This is a genomic window from Pseudomonas sp. zfem003 (assembly GCF_032621675.1).
GTDB lineage: Bacteria > Pseudomonadota > Gammaproteobacteria > Pseudomonadales > Pseudomonadaceae > Metapseudomonas > Metapseudomonas otitidis.
In genome coordinates, this window is sequence record NZ_JAVYJG010000007.1 from 287,991 (window position 1) to 303,743 (window position 15,753).

16 protein-coding genes are annotated in these 15,753 nt (G+C 64.3%); all 16 read left to right on the plus strand.

Features of this window, described 5'->3' with window-relative positions; all coding sequences use genetic code 11:
* Nucleotides 1-8 precede the first annotated feature (8 nt).
* The 16 genes from fliM (at nucleotide 9) to RTK35_RS18365 (ending at nucleotide 15,751) form a co-directional block, all read left to right on the plus strand.
* Nucleotides 9-980 (plus strand): flagellar motor switch protein FliM, encoded by a 972-nt coding sequence (gene fliM, locus RTK35_RS18290; RefSeq protein WP_044408128.1) that lies wholly within the window; start codon nucleotides 9-11, stop codon nucleotides 978-980.
* A 35-nt stretch (nucleotides 981-1,015) separates the two neighbouring features.
* Entirely contained in the window at nucleotides 1,016-1,489 is a 474-nt protein-coding gene (gene fliN / locus RTK35_RS18295; RefSeq protein ID WP_044408125.1) for a flagellar motor switch protein FliN, read from the plus strand.
* A gap of 2 nt (nucleotides 1,490-1,491) precedes the next feature.
* Nucleotides 1,492-1,962, plus strand: coding sequence for a flagellar biosynthetic protein FliO (gene fliO, locus RTK35_RS18300; protein WP_410478688.1), 471 nt, complete (start codon nucleotides 1,492-1,494; stop codon nucleotides 1,960-1,962).
* Nucleotides 1,962-2,717 (plus strand): flagellar type III secretion system pore protein FliP, encoded by a 756-nt coding sequence (gene fliP / locus RTK35_RS18305; RefSeq protein WP_044408120.1) that lies wholly within the window; start codon nucleotides 1,962-1,964, stop codon nucleotides 2,715-2,717. Before fliO ends, fliP begins: the two co-directional genes overlap by 1 nt.
* Before the next feature lie 2 nt (nucleotides 2,718-2,719).
* Nucleotides 2,720-2,989 (plus strand): flagellar biosynthesis protein FliQ, encoded by a 270-nt coding sequence (gene fliQ / locus RTK35_RS18310; RefSeq protein ID WP_044408117.1) that lies wholly within the window; start codon nucleotides 2,720-2,722, stop codon nucleotides 2,987-2,989.
* 1 nt (nucleotide 2,990) lies between these two features.
* Nucleotides 2,991-3,767 carry a flagellar biosynthetic protein FliR gene (fliR, locus tag RTK35_RS18315; RefSeq protein WP_044408114.1) on the plus strand — a complete coding sequence of 259 codons (777 nt, stop codon included), beginning with the start codon at nucleotides 2,991-2,993 and terminating at the stop codon, nucleotides 3,765-3,767.
* A gap of 60 nt (nucleotides 3,768-3,827) precedes the next feature.
* Nucleotides 3,828-4,964, plus strand: a complete 1,137-nt coding sequence (gene flhB, locus RTK35_RS18320) for a flagellar biosynthesis protein FlhB (protein WP_316908662.1) — start codon at nucleotides 3,828-3,830, stop codon at nucleotides 4,962-4,964.
* Nucleotides 4,965-5,116: 152 nt separating this feature from the next.
* Nucleotides 5,117-7,240 carry a flagellar biosynthesis protein FlhA gene (gene flhA, locus RTK35_RS18325; protein WP_044408893.1) on the plus strand — a complete coding sequence of 708 codons (2,124 nt, stop codon included), beginning with the start codon at nucleotides 5,117-5,119 and terminating at the stop codon, nucleotides 7,238-7,240.
* Nucleotides 7,241-7,255: 15 nt separating this feature from the next.
* On the plus strand, nucleotides 7,256-8,602 hold the full coding sequence (gene flhF / locus RTK35_RS18330; RefSeq protein ID WP_316908663.1) for a flagellar biosynthesis protein FlhF: 1,347 nt from the start codon (nucleotides 7,256-7,258) through the stop codon (nucleotides 8,600-8,602).
* 75 nt (nucleotides 8,603-8,677) lie between these two features.
* Nucleotides 8,678-9,511: a flagellar synthesis regulator FleN gene (fleN, locus tag RTK35_RS18335; protein ID WP_069560381.1), complete on the plus strand. Its 834-nt coding sequence runs from the start codon at nucleotides 8,678-8,680 to the stop codon at nucleotides 9,509-9,511.
* A complete protein-coding gene (fliA, locus tag RTK35_RS18340) occupies nucleotides 9,508-10,254 on the plus strand; it encodes an RNA polymerase sigma factor FliA (RefSeq protein WP_044408109.1) in 747 nt (248 codons plus the stop codon). The genes fleN and fliA overlap by 4 nt, the downstream gene beginning before the upstream one ends.
* A gap of 82 nt (nucleotides 10,255-10,336) precedes the next feature.
* Entirely contained in the window at nucleotides 10,337-10,711 is a 375-nt protein-coding gene (locus RTK35_RS18345) for a chemotaxis response regulator CheY (RefSeq protein WP_003083073.1), read from the plus strand.
* A 19-nt stretch (nucleotides 10,712-10,730) separates the two neighbouring features.
* On the plus strand, nucleotides 10,731-11,516 hold the full coding sequence (locus tag RTK35_RS18350; RefSeq protein WP_044408080.1) for a protein phosphatase CheZ: 786 nt from the start codon (nucleotides 10,731-10,733) through the stop codon (nucleotides 11,514-11,516).
* 12 nt (nucleotides 11,517-11,528) lie between these two features.
* Nucleotides 11,529-13,838, plus strand: coding sequence for a chemotaxis protein CheA (locus tag RTK35_RS18355; RefSeq protein WP_316908664.1), 2,310 nt, complete (start codon nucleotides 11,529-11,531; stop codon nucleotides 13,836-13,838).
* A gap of 42 nt (nucleotides 13,839-13,880) precedes the next feature.
* On the plus strand, nucleotides 13,881-14,993 hold the full coding sequence (locus RTK35_RS18360; protein ID WP_279862302.1) for a chemotaxis response regulator protein-glutamate methylesterase: 1,113 nt from the start codon (nucleotides 13,881-13,883) through the stop codon (nucleotides 14,991-14,993).
* Between the two features lie 17 nt (nucleotides 14,994-15,010).
* Nucleotides 15,011-15,751 (plus strand): flagellar motor protein, encoded by a 741-nt coding sequence (locus tag RTK35_RS18365; RefSeq protein ID WP_044408072.1) that lies wholly within the window; start codon nucleotides 15,011-15,013, stop codon nucleotides 15,749-15,751.
* Nucleotides 15,752-15,753: the final 2 nt, after the last annotated feature.

The following is a 15,753-nucleotide window of genomic DNA, read 5'->3' on the forward strand; positions in this document are numbered from 1 at the left end:
GTTCAACCATGGCCGTACAAGACCTCCTTTCCCAGGACGAGATCGATGCCCTGCTGCACGGCGTCGACGATGGCCTCGTTGAGACCGAAAGCGACGTCGAGCCTGGCAGTGTCAAAAGTTATGACCTGACCAGCCAGGACCGCATCGTCCGTGGGCGCATGCCCACCCTCGAGATGATCAACGAGCGCTTCGCCCGCTACACCCGCATCAGCATGTTCAACCTGTTGCGCCGCTCCGCGGACGTCGCGGTGGGCGGTGTGCAGGTGATGAAGTTCGGCGAGTACGTGCACTCCCTCTACGTCCCCACCAGCCTCAACCTGGTGAAGATGAAGCCGCTGCGCGGCACCGGGCTGTTCATCCTCGACGCCAAGCTGGTGTTCAAGCTGGTGGACAACTTCTTCGGGGGCGATGGCCGCCACGCCAAGATCGAAGGCCGCGAATTCACCCCCACCGAGCTGCGGGTGGTGCGCATGGTCCTCGACCAGGCCTTCATCGACCTGAAGGAGGCCTGGCACGCGGTGATGGACGTGCACTTCGAGTACATCAACTCGGAGGTGAACCCGGCACTCGCCAACATTGTCAGCCCCAGTGAGGTGGTGGTGGTTTCCACCTTCCACATCGAGCTGGACGGCGGTGGCGGCGACCTGCACATCACCATGCCCTATTCGATGATCGAGCCGATCCGCGAGATGCTCGATGCCGGCTTCCAGTCCGACGTCGACGATCAGGACGAGCGCTGGATCAAGGCCCTGCGCGAGGACATTCTCGACGTCAGCGTGCCGGTGGGCGCCACCGTGGTCCGCCGCCAGCTGCGCCTGCGGGACATCCTGCACATGCAGCCCGGGGACGTGATCCCGGTGGACATGCCCGAGTACATGATCATGCGCGCCAACGGGGTGCCGGCCTTCAAGGTCAAGCTGGGGGCCCACAAGGGCAACCTGTCGCTGCAGATACTGGATCCCATCGACCGTCCCCGCTGACGGTCGCTCTCATTACGTAAGCCGACGAGGTCGAGATGGCAGACGAAGAAAACACCACGCCCGAGGAACAGGCGCTCGCCGACGAGTGGGCTGCCGCGCTGGCGGAGGCCGGCGAGAGCCCCGGCCAGGACGATATCGACGCGCTGATGAACCAGGGCGCGGCCCCCGAGGCCCCTGCCGCCAACCCCCGTGCACCCATGGAAGAGTTCGGCAGCGTGCCGCGCTCCAACGCGCCGGTGAGCCTGGATGGCCCGAACCTGGATGTGATCCTCGACATTCCCGTGTCCATCTCCATGGAAGTGGGCAATACCGACATCACCATCCGCAACCTGTTGCAGCTGAACCAGGGCTCGGTGATCGAGCTGGACCGCCTGGCCGGCGAGCCGCTGGACGTGCTGGTCAACGGCACCCTGATCGCCCACGGGGAAGTGGTGGTGGTGAACGAGAAGTTCGGCATCCGCCTGACCGACGTGATCAGCCCCAGCGAACGCATCAAGAAGCTGCGCTGACCATGAGCCGCCTCCTGTTCGCCCTCATCTTCGCCCCGCTGGCGGCCATGGCCGCCGAGCCGGCAGCGGTCGCCTCGGCGCCTGCTGCGGCGAGCGCCACGGCTGCGTCTGCGGCTGCGGTGACTGGCGGCAGCGGTGTGGCCGCCCAACTGGGCCAGCTCACCCTGGGCTTGCTGCTGGTGGTGGGGGTGATCTTCCTGCTCGCCTGGCTGCTGCGCCGGGTGCAGCAGATGGGGCCGCGTGGCAGTGACCGGGCGATCCGCCTGATCGCCAGCCAGACCCTCAGCCCGCGGGACCGGCTGGTGCTGGTCCAGGTGGGTAACGAGCAGGTCCTGCTCGGGCTCACGCCAGGCCGGATCACCCCGCTGCACGTGCTCAAGGAGCCGGTGCACCTGCCCGATTCGCAACCCGCCCAACCCGAATTCGCCCAGCGCCTGATGGAGTTGCTGGGCAAGGACAAGGACAAGCACTGATGGCCTTCTGGCGCATCCTGATCGCCCTGCTGCTGGCGGTGGCGGCCCCCCTGGCGCTGGGCGCCGACGACCCGTTGTCGGTCTCCGCCATCACCCTGACCACCGACGCGCAGGGTCAGCAGGAGTATTCGGTCAGCCTGCAGATTCTGCTGATCATGACGGCGCTGAGCTTCATCCCGGCGTTCGTCATGCTGATGACCAGCTTCACCCGGATCATCATCGTCTTCTCCATCCTCCGCCAGGCGCTGGGCCTGCAGCAGACCCCGTCGAACCAGATCCTCACCGGGATGGCGCTGTTCCTGACGATGTTCATCATGGGGCCGGTGTTCGACCAGGTGAACCGCGATGCCCTGCAGCCCTACCTGAACGGGCAGTTGCCGGCCCAGGAGGCGATCAAGCGGGCCGAGGGACCGGTCAAGAACTTCATGCTGGCGCAGACCCGCTCCAGTGACCTGGAGCTGTTCGTGCGGTTGTCCAAGCGCACCGACATTCCCAGTGCCGATGCCACGCCCTTGACCATACTGGTGCCGGCCTTTGTCACGTCCGAGCTGAAGACCGCCTTCCAGATCGGCTTCATGATCTTCATCCCGTTCCTGATCATCGACCTGGTGGTGGCGAGCGTACTGATGGCGATGGGCATGATGATGCTCTCGCCGCTGATCATTTCGTTGCCGTTCAAGATCATGCTGTTCGTGCTGGTGGATGGCTGGGCGCTGATCATCGGCACCCTGGCCGGAAGCTTCGGAGGCGTCTAGCGATGACACCCGAGATTGCCGTCGACCTGTTCCGCGAGGCGCTGTGGCTGACCTGCGTCATCGTCGGGATCCTGGTGGTGCCGAGCCTGGTGGTGGGCCTGATCGTGGCGATGTTCCAGGCTGCGACCCAGATCAACGAGCAGACCCTGAGCTTCCTGCCGCGCCTGCTGGTGATGCTGATGACGCTGATGGTGGCCGGCCCCTGGCTGACCCGCCAGTTGATGGAGTACATCACCACGCTCTACCACAACATTCCCATGCTGATCGGCTGAGATGCTGGAGCTGACCTCCTCGCAGATCGGCGGCTGGATCGCCAGCCTGGTGCTGCCACTGTTCCGCATCGCTTCCTTGCTGATGACCATGCCGCTGTTCGGGACCCAACTGGTGCCGAATCGCGTGCGGCTCTACCTTGCTCTCGCCATCACCGTGGTGCTGGCGCCCAACTTGCCACCCATGCCTGAAGTGGACGCCGTGAGCCTGCGGGCCTTCCTGCTGGTGCTGGAGCAGGTGCTGATCGGCGCGGTGATGGGGTTTGCACTGCAGCTGTTCTTCCACGCCTTCGTGGTGGCCGGCCAGATCCTGGCGGTGCAGATGGGCCTGGGCTTCGCGTCCATGGTGGACCCCACCAACGGGGTATCGGTGCCGGTGATCGGTCAGTTCTTCACCATGCTGGTGACGCTGCTGTTCCTGGCCATGAACGGCCACCTGGTGGTGTTCGAGGTGCTGGCCGAGAGTTTCGTGACCTTGCCGGTGGGCGGGGGGCTGATGGCCGCTCACTTCTGGGAGCTGGCCACCCGCCTGGGCTGGGTGCTGGGGGCTGGCCTGCTGTTGGCACTGCCGGCGATCACGGCGTTGCTGGTGGTGAACATCGCCTTTGGCGTGATGACCCGCGCCGCGCCGCAGCTGAACATCTTCTCCATCGGTTTCCCGCTCACCGTGGCCATGGGCCTGGTGATCATCTGGATCGGCATGGCCGACATCCTGTCCCAGTACCAGGTGCTGGCCACCGACGCGCTGCAGCTGCTGCGCGAGTTGGTGAGGGCGCGCTGATGGTCCTTCAACCCCTTACCCGTCCCGGTCGGTCAACCGGGCCTGCTGCCGAGGTGCGCCATGGCAGAGAGTGAGAGCGGGGCGGACAAGAGCGAAGAACCCACAGCGAAACGCCAACAGGAGGCGCGCGAGAAGGGGCAGATTGCTCGATCCCGGGAGCTGAACACCCTGGCCATCACCCTGGGTGGGGCAGGGGGGCTGCTGGCCACCGGTGGGGGGCTGGCGGACATGATGATGAAGATGATGCGCACCAGCTTCGACTTTTCCCGTGAGGTGTTGCTGGACGAGCGCAGCATGGGTCTGTTCCTGCTGCATGCCGGGCAGATGGCGCTGTCGGCGGTCATGCCGCTGCTGGTGACCTTGCTGATCATCTCCCTGGCGGCGCCGGTGGCGCTGGGCGGCTGGCTATTTTCTCCGGAAGCGATGGGGCCGAAGTTCAGCCGGATGAACCCGCTTTCCGGCCTCAAGCGCATGTTTTCCGCTCACGCGCTGGTGGAGCTGCTCAAGGCCCTGGGCAAGTTCGCACTGGTGCTGATGGTGGCGGTGATGGTGCTGTCCTCGGATGCCGATGACCTGCTGGCCATCGCCCACGAGCCGCTGGACCGGGCCATCCTGCACAGCGTCCAGGTGGTGGGCTGGAGTGCGGTCTGGCTGGCCTGCGGGCTGATCCTCATCGCGGGGATCGACGTGCCTTACCAGCTCTGGGACAACAAGCAGAAGCTGATGATGACCAAGCAGGAAGTGCGCGACGAGTACAAGGACTCCGAGGGCAAGCCCGAGGTCAAGGCGCGCATCCGCCGCATGCAGCGGGAGATGGCCGAGCGCCGCATGATGGCGGCCGTGCCCCAGGCCGACGTGGTCATTACCAACCCGACCCACTTCGCGGTGGCGCTCAAGTACGACCCGGCCAAGGGCACTGCCCCGGTGCTGCTGGCCAAGGGCAACGACTTCACCGCACTGAAGATTCGCGAGATCGCCCAGGAGCACAAGGTCACCGTGCTGGAGTCGCCGGCGCTGGCGCGGGCGGTGTTCTATTCCACCGAGCTGGACCACGAGATTCCGGCCGGCCTCTACCTGGCGGTGGCCCAGGTGCTGGCGTACGTCTACCAGCTCAAGCAGTTCCGTGCCGGCAAGGCCAAGCGACCGCCGCCGCTTTCCGAGCCGCCCATCCCCGCCGGTCTGCGGCGCGACGAGTAGGGCGCGGGCCCGTCCGGGTCGACATAACGCGCTGTTCTGCCAGGGTTTCACGAAGTTGGAAGGGTTCTTGCACCAGAGCTTGTGCGCGGTTTCGCGCGTCAAGATTTTGAATGGTTGGGCAGGCTTGCCCGCCAGTGCTCGAGGACCTCGATGTGGATCGCACGCAACTGATGGGCAACCTGCGCGGCAACTTCGCCAGCCTCTCCCGGGGCAACCTGGGGGTGCCGCTGCTGGTGCTGGTGATGCTGGGGATGATGACCCTGCCGGTGCCGCCCTTCCTGCTGGACGTGTTCTTCACGTTCAACATCGCGCTGTCCATCGTCGTCCTGCTGGTCAGCGTCTATGCGCTGCGCCCGCTGGATTTCGCGGTATTCCCCACCATCCTGCTGGTCTCCACCTTGCTGCGTCTGGCGCTGAACGTGGCTTCCAGCCGCGTGGTACTGCTGCACGGCCAGGATGGGCATGACGCAGCCGGCAAGGTGATCCAGGCCTTCGGCGAGGTGGTGATCGGCGGCAACTACGTAGTCGGTGCGGTGATCTTCGCGATCTTGATGATCATCAACTTCGTGGTGGTCACCAAGGGTGCCGGGCGCATTTCCGAAGTGAGCGCGCGTTTCACCCTGGACGCGATGCCCGGCAAGCAGATGGCCATCGACGCCGACCTCAACGCCGGTCTGATCGACCAGAACGAGGCCAAGAAGCGCCGTGCCGAGGTGTCCCAAGAGGCGGATTTCTACGGTTCCATGGACGGTGCCAGCAAGTTCGTGCGCGGTGACGCCATCGCCGGCCTGTTGATCCTGTTCATCAACCTTATTGGTGGCATGGCCATCGGTATCGTCCAGCACGGCCTGACCTTCGGCGATGCCGGGCGCATCTACTCCCTGCTGACCATCGGTGACGGCCTGGTGGCACAGATTCCCTCGCTGCTGCTGTCGACCGCTGCCGCGATCATGGTGACCCGCGTATCCAGCTCCGAGGACATGGGCCAGCAGGTCAACCGCCAGATGTTCACCTCGCCCAAGGCACTGGCCGTTTCCGCCGCCATCCTGGTCGCCATGGGCCTGGTGCCGGGCATGCCGCATGTCTCCTTCATCGGCCTGGGTGCGATTTCCGCCGGCGGCGCCTGGTGGATCTGGCACAAGTCGAAGAAGGCCCAGGAAGCGGCCGCCCAGGAAGTCCAGCGCCAGCAGGAGCTGCTGCCGGCCCAGCGTCCCCAGGAAACCAAGGAACTGGGTTGGGACGACGTCACCCCGGTGGACATGGTAGGCCTGGAGGTGGGCTACCGGCTGATCCCGCTGGTGGATCGCAACCAGGGCGGCCAGTTGCTGGCGCGGATCAAGGGCGTGCGCAAGAAGCTCTCCCAGGAGATGGGCTTCCTCATGCCGTCCGTACACATCCGCGACAACCTCGACCTGCTGCCCAACGCCTATCGGCTGACGCTGATGGGGGTGAGCGTGGCGGAGGCGGAGGTGTATCCGGATCGCGAGTTGGCGATCAACCCTGGCCAGGTGTTCGGCACCCTCAACGGCATCGCCGCCAAGGATCCGGCGTTTGGCCTGGAAGCCGTCTGGATCGATGCCAGTCAGCGCGACCAGGCGCAGTCCCTGGGCTACACGGTGGTGGATGCGAGCACGGTGGTGGCCACCCACCTCAACCAGATCCTGCACAAGCATGCCCACGAGCTGTTGGGGCACGAGGAGGTGCAGCAACTGATGCAGCTGCTGGCCAAGAGCTCGCCGAAGCTGGCCGAGGAGCTGGTGCCGGGGCTGGTGTCACTGTCGACGCTGCTCAAGGTGCTGCAGAACCTGCTGCAGGAACAGGTGCCGGTACGCGACATCCGCACCATCGCCGAAGCCATCGCGAACGTGGCGCCGAAGAGTCAAGATCCCGCCGCGATGGTGGCGGCGGTTCGCGTCGCACTTTCCCGCGCAATCGTCCAAGGCATTGTGGGACTAGAGCCGGAGCTGCCTGTGATCACCCTGGAGCCCAGGTTGGAACAGATTTTGCTGAACAGTATGCAGAAGGCCGGTCAGGGCGCGGAGGACGGCATCCTCCTCGAACCGGGCATGGCCGAGAAGCTGCAACGTTCCCTGGTGGACGCGGCGCAGCGCCAGGAGATGCTCGGCAAGCCGGCGATCCTCCTGGTGGCAGGCCCGATCCGATCCATGATGTCGCGCTTCGCCCGGTTGGCCGTACCCACCATGAACGTACTGGCCTACCAGGAAATACCGGACAACAAGCAGGTCACCATAGTTGCGACTGTGGGGCAGAACTAACCGAGGTCACAGGCCATGCAGGTCAAACGCTTCTTCGCTGCGGATATGCGCCAGGCCATGAAACTGGTGCGGGACGAACTGGGCGCCGATGCTTCCATCATCGGTACCCGGCGCGTGGCCGGTGGTGTCGAGATCACGGCGGCACTCGACTACCCCATGCCTGCTCCGGCCCCCAGCAAGCCGAACCCGGCCCTGGAAGCGGAGCTGCGCCGCACCCAGGCACGCATCGCCGAGGCCCATGCCGAGCTGTCCAACCGCGCCGCTCGCGCGGATGCCGGACGCAACCGGCAACTGGTTCCGGATCGCTCCGAGCCTTCGCCGGAGGCCCTTGAGGCCGCCATGCGCCCGACCCGTCCCGCCGTGGCGCCGGCAGCCGTCGCGGCCGTTCCGGTCACTCCGACAGCTGCGCCCGTGGCCGACCAGCGTGCGCTGGATGCCATGCGTTTCGAGCTCAACGGGCTGCGTGAGCTGATCGAAGTCCAGCTTGGTTCCATCGCCTGGAGCCAGATGCAGAACCGTCGCCCGCAGCAGGCCAATCTGTGGCGTCGCCTGCAGCGGATGGGGCTGCCGGTGGAGCTGTCCCGTGTGTTGCTGGAGCGTGTCAGCAGCGTCAAGGATCCGCGCCAGGCCTGGCGCATGGTGCTGGCCCACCTGGCCCACGCCATCCGTACCCCTGCCGAGGAGCCTCTGGAAGAGGGGGGCGTGATCGCCCTGGTCGGTCCCGCCGGCATGGGCAAAACCACCACCCTGGCCAAGCTGGCCGCCCGCTATGTGCTTAAGTACGGCGCCCAGCAGATCGCCCTGGTGAGCATGGACAGCTACCGGATCGGTGCCCAGGAACAACTGAAGACCCTGGGCCGCATCCTCGGTGTGTCCGTCACTCACGTCGATCCGGGCCAGTCGCTGACCCAGGCTCTCGCCCCCCTCGCACGCAAGCGTGTGGTGCTGATTGATACGGCGGGGCTGCCGGCGAACGATCCGGCGCTTAAAATGCAGCTCGAGACACTGGCCAGCCGCAGCGTGAAAGCGCGCAATTTCCTCGTTTTGGCTGCAACCAGTCAAAGCCAGGTGCTGAAAGCGGCCTACCATAGTTACAAGCGGTGTGGCCTTTCGGGCTGCATCCTGACCAAGCTCGATGAAGCCGCGAGCCTGGGCGAAGTGTTGGGACTGGCTATCGGCCAGCATCTGCCGGTAGCCTATCTCGCTGATGGGCCTCGGATTCCGGATGATCTCCAGGTTCCGCGCAGTCACCAACTGGTGAGCCGTGCGGTGAGCCTTCAGGCACCGGAGGACCCCAGCGAGGAAGCCATGGCCGACCTGTTCGCAGGTCTGTACCAGGCGCCCACTCGCCAGGTTGGATAGAAACCCAGAGCCGCCCGGGATGGGTGGCGTGAATGCGCCAAGTGGCCCAGTCGACGTGAACAAGGTGTGTGATAAATGGGTAGTTTGCATCCCGTACAGGTGATTGCTGTAACCGGTGGCAAGGGCGGTGTCGGCAAGACCAACGTATCCGTGAACCTCTCGCTGGCGCTGGCCGACCTGGGGCGCCGCGTGATGCTGCTCGACGCCGACCTCGGCCTGGCCAACGTCGACGTGCTGCTCGGGCTGACGCCCAAGCGGACCCTGGCGGACGTGATCGCAGGCGAGTGCGACCTGCGTGACGTGCTGCTGCAAGGGCCGGGCGGCGTCCGCATCGTGCCGGCCGCTTCCGGCACGCAGAGCATGGTCCAGCTCTCGCCGATGCAGCATGCCGGCCTGATCCAGGCGTTCAGCGAGATCAGCGACAACCTGGACGTGCTGGTGATCGACACCGCCGCCGGCATCGGCGATGCGGTGGTCAGCTTCGTCCGTGCTGCGCAGGAAGTGATCGTGGTCGTCTGCGACGAGCCCACTTCCATCACCGACGCCTATGCGCTGATCAAGCTGCTCAACCGCGATTTCGGCATGAGTCGTTTCCGGGTCCTGGCCAATATGGCCCACAGCCCGCAGGAAGGTCGCAACCTCTTTGCTAAGCTGACCAAGGTGACCGATCGCTTCCTCGATGTGGCCTTGCAGTACGTCGGCGCCGTCCCCTACGACGAGTCCGTGCGCAAGGCGGTGCAGAAGCAGCGAGCGGTCTACGAAGCGTTCCCGCGTTCGAAATGTGCCCTGGCGTTCAAGGCGATTGCTCAGAAGGTGGACAGCTGGCCGTTGCCGGCCAACCCCCGTGGCCACCTTGAGTTCTTCGTCGAGCGACTGGTGCAGCAACCCATCGCGGATTCGACCGTATGACACCACCCGCAAGTGGACTTCGCATGTACAACAAGGCTCAGGCCGGGGATTCCCAGCACCAGCTGATCGAGCGCTACGCGCCCCTGGTCAAGCGGATCGCCTACCACCTGCTGGCACGCTTGCCGGCGAACGTGCAGGTTGAAGACCTCATGCAGGCGGGGATGATCGGCCTGCTGGAAGCATCGAAGAAGTACGACTCCAGCAAGGGCGCGAGTTTCGAGACCTACGCCGGCATCCGCATCCGCGGGGCGATGCTCGACGAGGTCCGCAAGGGCGACTGGGCACCGCGCTCGGTCCACCGCAATACCCGGATGGTCAGCGACGCCATCCGCAAAGTCGAGGCAAGAACCGGACGTGACGCTAAAGATCAGGAGGTTGCGGCCGAACTTGGATTGAGTCTCGAAGATTACTACGGCATCCTGAGCGACACTTTGGGCAGCCGGCTGTTCAGCTTCGACGACCTTCTGGAAGGCGGGGAGCATGGCACGGCGCACGAAGACACCGGAGTCACCCATCTCGAACCTTCGAATGACCTGGAAGACGAGCGCTTCCAGGCGGCGCTGGCCGATGCCATCGCCAATCTGCCGGAACGAGAGCGCCTGGTGCTGGCGCTGTATTACGACGAAGAGCTGAATTTGAAGGAAATCGGTGAAGTGCTGGGAGTCAGTGAATCCCGAGTCAGCCAGTTGCACAGCCAGTGCGCCGCGCGTTTGCGGGCCCGGCTGGGTGAGTGGCGTGCCTGAAGCACACCGGTTTTTCGATTGAACGACGCCCCCGTGACCCGGGGGCGTTCAGGACTGTACGGAGGTCGATTTGGACAAGAACATGAAAATCCTCATCGTGGACGATTTCTCTACGATGAGACGCATCATCAAGAACCTCCTGCGTGATTTGGGCTTCACCAACACCGCAGAGGCCGACGACGGCACGACCGCCTTGCCGATGCTGCACAGCGGCAATTTCGATTTCCTGGTCACCGACTGGAACATGCCCGGCATGACCGGTATCGACCTGCTGCGTGCCGTGCGCGCCGACGAGCGCCTGAAGCACCTGCCGGTGCTGATGGTGACTGCTGAAGCCAAGCGCGATCAGATCATCGAAGCCGCCCAGGCCGGCGTGAACGGGTACGTGGTCAAGCCGTTCACGGCCCAGGTTCTCAAAGAGAAGATTGAAAAGATCTTCGAGCGGGTCAACGGCTGATGCCAGTCGCGAGGACGCCATGGATAAAGATTCCCAGTCGGGAGACCTCGAGTCGACCCTGAAAAATCATGCACGCGAGCTGGTGGAAACCCTTGAAAAGGGCAACTTCGGCGATGCGGTGCAACTGATCCACGAACTGAACAAGGTTCGCGACCGCGGCCTCTATCAGGAAGTCGGCAAGCTCACCCGCGAGTTGCACAATGCGATCGTCAACTTCCAGATCGATCCGCATTTGCCCCACGCCAAGGAAATGTCCCAGATCGCCGATGCGACGGATCGTCTCTCCTACGTCGTGCACATGACGGAGAAGGCAGCCAACCGCACCATGGATCTGGTGGAGGAGAGCGCACCGCTGCTCAATGGCCTGGGCGATGAAGCCCAGAGCCTTTCCGAGGAGTGGGGGCGCTTCATGCGGCGCGAGATCGGCGCGGATGCGTTCCGGGAGTTGGCCAAGCGCATCGAATCGTTCCTGGCGCGCAGCCAGCGCGACACCGAGCAGCTATCCTCCCATATGAACGACATCCTGCTGGCACAGGACTATCAGGACCTGACCGGGCAAGTGATCAAACGCGTCACCCAGTTGGTGACCGAAGTTGAGCACAACCTGGTGAAACTGGTGCTGATGGCCAGTGATGTAGACCGTTTCGCAGGCATTCAACATGACCGCGAAGCGATGGTTGTCGAGAAAGAAAAACTAAAAGATCCATCTAGGGGTGAAGGTCCGCAGATCAATGCCGATAAGCGTGATGACGTCGTGGCCGATCAGGTCGACGTCGATGATCTGTTATCCAGCCTTGGTTTCTAGGGGAGCCGCCTAATGAGCTTCGACGCCGATGAAGAAATCCTCCAGGACTTCCTGGTAGAGGCCGGCGAAATACTGGAGCAATTGTCCGAGCAGCTCGTTGAGCTGGAGAGCCGTCCGGACGATATGGATCTGCTCAATGCCATTTTCCGGGGTTTCCACACGGTCAAGGGCGGAGCTGGTTTCCTCCAGCTAAACGCCCTTGTGGAATGCTGCCACATCGCCGAAAACGTGTTCGACATCCTCCGCAAGGGTGCGCGTCGAGTCGATGCAGAGCTGATGGACGTGGTGCTCCAGGCACTGGATACCGTCAACGAGATGTTCAGCCAGGTACGCGAGCGCGCTGAGCCGACGCCCGCCACGCCCGAGCTGCTGGCCGCATTGTCGCGCCTGGCAGAGCCTGCGGGTGCGTCCGAGCCTGAGCCTGTCGCCGAGGCTTTCGAGCCTGAGCCCGAACCGGAGGCCGAAGAGCCTGCCGCGCCGGCATCGGGCGACATCACCGACAGCGAGTTCGAACAACTGCTGACGGCACTGGACGAGCCTTCTGGCTCCGCTGCCGAGCCCGCACCCGGCAATGAAGCGGCCACGTCGGATGAAATTACCGATGACGAGTTCGAAGCGCTGCTGGACCAGCTCCATGGCAAGGGCAAGTTCGTCGGCGATGCAGCGCCAGCTGCCAGTTCGCCCAAGGCGCCCGAGCCGGTTGCTGCCTCTTCTGCTTCGCCGGGCGGCGATGACATCACCGATGATGAGTTCGAAGCCCTGCTGGACCAGCTTCACGGCAAGGGCAAGTTTGTCGCCCCTGCTGTGGATGACGCCGCACCGGCTGCTGTAGCGTCCGCGCCCGATACCGCAGCACCGGCTGCGCCGGGTGGCGACAACATCACCGATGACGAGTTCGAAGCCCTGCTGGACCAGCTTCATGGCAAGGGCAAGTTCGTTGCGGAGGCGCCCGCTTCGTCCGCTCCGGTGAAGCCAGCGGCGCCCGCCAAGCCCGCTGCTGCGCCCGCCAAGCCTGCGGCCACACCCGCCGCAAAAGCGCCCGAGCCGGCCAAGCCTGCCGCCAAGCCCGAACCCGCCAAGCCTGCGCCGGCAGCTTCCCGTCCGGCTGCGCCGACGGCTAACGGAGATAAGGCTGCTCCTGCGGCAGCCAGCGAAACGGAGACCACCGTACGGGTGGACACCGCCCGCCTGGACGAGATCATGAACATGGTGGGCGAGCTGGTACTGGTGCGTAACCGTCTGGTGCGTCTCGGTGCCAACAGCGGTGACGAGGCCATGGCCAAGGCTGTGTCTAACCTCGACGTGGTGACCGCCGACCTGCAGACCGCGGTGATGAAGACCCGCATGCAGCCCATCAAGAAGGTCTTCGGCCGTTTCCCGCGTCTCGTGCGCGACTTGGCCCGCAACCTGAAGAAAGAGATCAACCTCGAGCTGGTGGGGGAGGAGACCGACCTCGACAAGAACCTCGTCGAGGCGCTTGCCGATCCGCTGGTCCACCTGGTGCGCAACGCCGTGGACCATGGCATCGAGACGCCCGAGGAGCGCGAGGCCGCCGGCAAGGCACGTACCGGTCGCGTCGTGCTGTCCGCCGAGCAGGAGGGTGACCACATCCTTCTGATGATCACCGACGACGGCAAGGGCATGGACGCGAACATCCTCCGCGCCAAGGCCGTCGAGAAAGGGCTGCTGGACAAGGATGCCGCCGACCGCCTGACCGAGCTGGAGTGCTACAACCTGATCTTCGCCCCGGGCTTCTCGACCAAGACCGAGATCTCGGACGTATCCGGTCGTGGCGTTGGTATGGACGTGGTGAAAACCAAGATCTCCCAGCTCAACGGCACGGTGAACGTGTTCTCGCAGAAAGGGCAAGGGTCCAAGATCGTCATCAAGGTGCCGCTGACCCTGGCGATCATGCCGACGCTCATGGTGATGCTGGGCAACCAGGCCTTCGCCTTCCCACTGGTCAACGTCAATGAGATCTTCCACCTCGACCTGTCCCGCACCAACGTTGTGGATGGCCAGGAAGTGGTGATCGTTCGCGACAAGGCCCTGCCGCTGTTCTACCTCAAGCGCTGGCTGGTTCGTGACGCCTCATACGAGGAGCAGGGCGAAGGGCACGTGGTGATCCTCTCCGTGGGCACCCAGCGCATCGGCTTCGTGGTGGATCAACTGGTCGGCCAGGAAGAAGTGGTGATCAAGCCGCTTGGCAAGATGCTGCAGGGGACGCCCGGCATGTCCGGTGCCACCATTACCGGCGATGGACGAATCGCCCTCATCCTCGACGTGCCGAGCATGCTCAAGCGCTACGCGCGCCGCGGTTGATCGTTTAGGCGGCCCGTTGGGGGCCGCCTGTTAGGAGTGTTTATGGCAGTCAAGGTTCTGGTGGTTGATGACTCCGGCTTCTTCCGTCGTCGCGTTTCGGAGATTCTGTCCGCCGACACCAATATCCAGGTGGTAGGGACCGCCACGAATGGCCGGGAGGCCATCGATCAGGCGCTGGCGCTCAAGCCCGACGTCATCACCATGGATTACGAAATGCCCATGATGGACGGCATCACCGCCGTGCGGCACATCATGCAGCGCTGCCCGACTCCGGTCCTGATGTTCTCCTCCCTGACTCACGAAGGCGCCCGGGTAACCCTTGATGCGCTGGATGCCGGTGCGGTCGACTTCCTGCCGAAGAACTTCGAGGACATCTCCCGCAATCCGGAGAAGGTCAAGCAACTGCTCTGCGAGAAGGTGCACAGCATCGCGCGGAGCAACCGTCGCTACAGTAGCTACACCCCGCCGCCTGCCGCGCCGACGCCCAGCAGTTCCGGCCCGTCGAGCCTGTCTCGCCCTGCGGCTACACCTGCCCCAGCGCCGGCTTCCTCATCCAGTGGTAGTTCCAGCAGCGGACCTGCGCCCAAGCGCAAGTCCTACCGGCTGGTGGCCATCGGCACCTCGACGGGCGGCCCCGTTGCGCTTCAGCGTGTGCTGACCCAGTTGCCCGCCAATTTCCCGGCGCCGCTGGTGCTGATCCAGCACATGCCCGCGGCGTTCACCAAGGCATTCGCCGAGCGCCTGGACAAGCTCTGCCGTATTTCCGTCAAGGAGGCCGAGGATGGCGACCAGCTCAGGCCTGGCCTCGCCCTGCTGGCACCGGGCGGCAAGCAGATGATGGTGGATCCGCGCGGGACCGTGCGCATCCTCCCTGGCGATGAGCGCCTCAACTACAAGCCCTGCGTCGACATCACCTTCGGCTCCGCTGCCAAGGCCTTCAATGACAAGGTCCTGGCCGTGGTGCTGACCGGTATGGGGGCCGACGGCCGCGAGGGCGCACGCCTGCTCAAGCAGAGCGGCAGCCAGGTGTGGGCGCAGGATGAAGCCAGTTGTGTGATCTATGGCATGCCGATGGCGATTGTGAAGGCCAACCTGGCAGACGCGGTCTACGGCCTCGACGACATTGGCAGGCACATCGCCGAAGCATGCCTGTGATGGGAGTAGTGCGGTAAATGGATGCGTTGAGCATCGTAGGGATCATCCTTGCACTGGTCGCCATCGTTGGAGGCAACTACCTCGAAGGAGGGCACGCTGGTGCCCTTCTGAACGGCCCGGCTGCGCTGATCGTGATTGGCGGTACCGTGGGTGCCGCTTTGCTCCAGACGCCCATGAGCGTGCTCAAGCGGGCTCTGGCAATCCTTCGCTGGATCATCTTCCCGCCCAGGATCGACCTCACCGGCGGCATCAACAGCGTGGTGGGCTGGAGCATGGCGGCGCGCAAGGAAGGGCTCCTGGGCCTGGAGCCCATCGCCGACGCCGAGCCGGACCCCTATGCCCGCAAGGGATTGCAGCTCCTGGTCGACGGTGCCGAGCCCGAGTCCATCCGCAGCATTCTCGAAGTGGACCTCTACACCCAGGAGGCCCGCGATCTGCAGGCCGCCAAGGTGTTCGAGAGCATGGGCGGCTACGCCCCCACCATCGGCATCATTGGTGCGGTGATGGGGCTGATCCACGTCATGGGAAACCTGGCCGACCCGAGTCAGCTGGGAGGTGGCATTGCGGTAGCGTTCGTCGCCACCATCTACGGCGTGAGTTTCGCCAACCTGCTCCTGTTGCCGGTGAGCAGCAAGCTGAAGGCTATCGCCATGCGCCAGTCGCGCTACCGGGAAATGCTGCTGGAGGGCATCCTCTCCATCGGCGAGGGTGAAAACCCCCGCTCCATCGAACTGAAGCTGCAAGGCTTCGTGGATTGATG

Bases quoted from the DNA above. Each gene is read 5' to 3' on its own strand.
- RTK35_RS18365 (WP_044408072.1), top strand. From the start codon at position 15,011: ATGGATGCGTTGAGCATCGTAGGGATCATCCTTGCACTGGTCGCCATC.
- fliQ (WP_044408117.1), top strand. From the start codon at position 2,720: ATGACACCCGAGATTGCCGTCGACCTGTTCCGCGAGGCGCTGTGGCTG.
- fliN (WP_044408125.1), top strand. From the start codon at position 1,016: ATGGCAGACGAAGAAAACACCACGCCCGAGGAACAGGCGCTCGCCGAC.
- fliO (WP_410478688.1), top strand. From the start codon at position 1,492: ATGAGCCGCCTCCTGTTCGCCCTCATCTTCGCCCCGCTGGCGGCCATG.
- RTK35_RS18360 (WP_279862302.1), top strand. From the start codon at position 13,881: ATGGCAGTCAAGGTTCTGGTGGTTGATGACTCCGGCTTCTTCCGTCGT.
- fliA (WP_044408109.1), top strand. From the start codon at position 9,508: ATGACACCACCCGCAAGTGGACTTCGCATGTACAACAAGGCTCAGGCC.
- fleN (WP_069560381.1), top strand. From the start codon at position 8,678: ATGGGTAGTTTGCATCCCGTACAGGTGATTGCTGTAACCGGTGGCAAG.
- RTK35_RS18350 (WP_044408080.1), top strand. From the start codon at position 10,731: ATGGATAAAGATTCCCAGTCGGGAGACCTCGAGTCGACCCTGAAAAAT.
- RTK35_RS18355 (WP_316908664.1), top strand. From the start codon at position 11,529: ATGAGCTTCGACGCCGATGAAGAAATCCTCCAGGACTTCCTGGTAGAG.
- RTK35_RS18345 (WP_003083073.1), top strand. From the start codon at position 10,337: ATGAAAATCCTCATCGTGGACGATTTCTCTACGATGAGACGCATCATC.
- fliR (WP_044408114.1), top strand. From the start codon at position 2,991: ATGCTGGAGCTGACCTCCTCGCAGATCGGCGGCTGGATCGCCAGCCTG.
- flhB (WP_316908662.1), top strand. From the start codon at position 3,828: ATGGCAGAGAGTGAGAGCGGGGCGGACAAGAGCGAAGAACCCACAGCG.
- fliP (WP_044408120.1), top strand. From the start codon at position 1,962: ATGGCCTTCTGGCGCATCCTGATCGCCCTGCTGCTGGCGGTGGCGGCC.
- flhF (WP_316908663.1), top strand. From the start codon at position 7,256: ATGCAGGTCAAACGCTTCTTCGCTGCGGATATGCGCCAGGCCATGAAA.
- fliM (WP_044408128.1), top strand. From the start codon at position 9: ATGGCCGTACAAGACCTCCTTTCCCAGGACGAGATCGATGCCCTGCTG.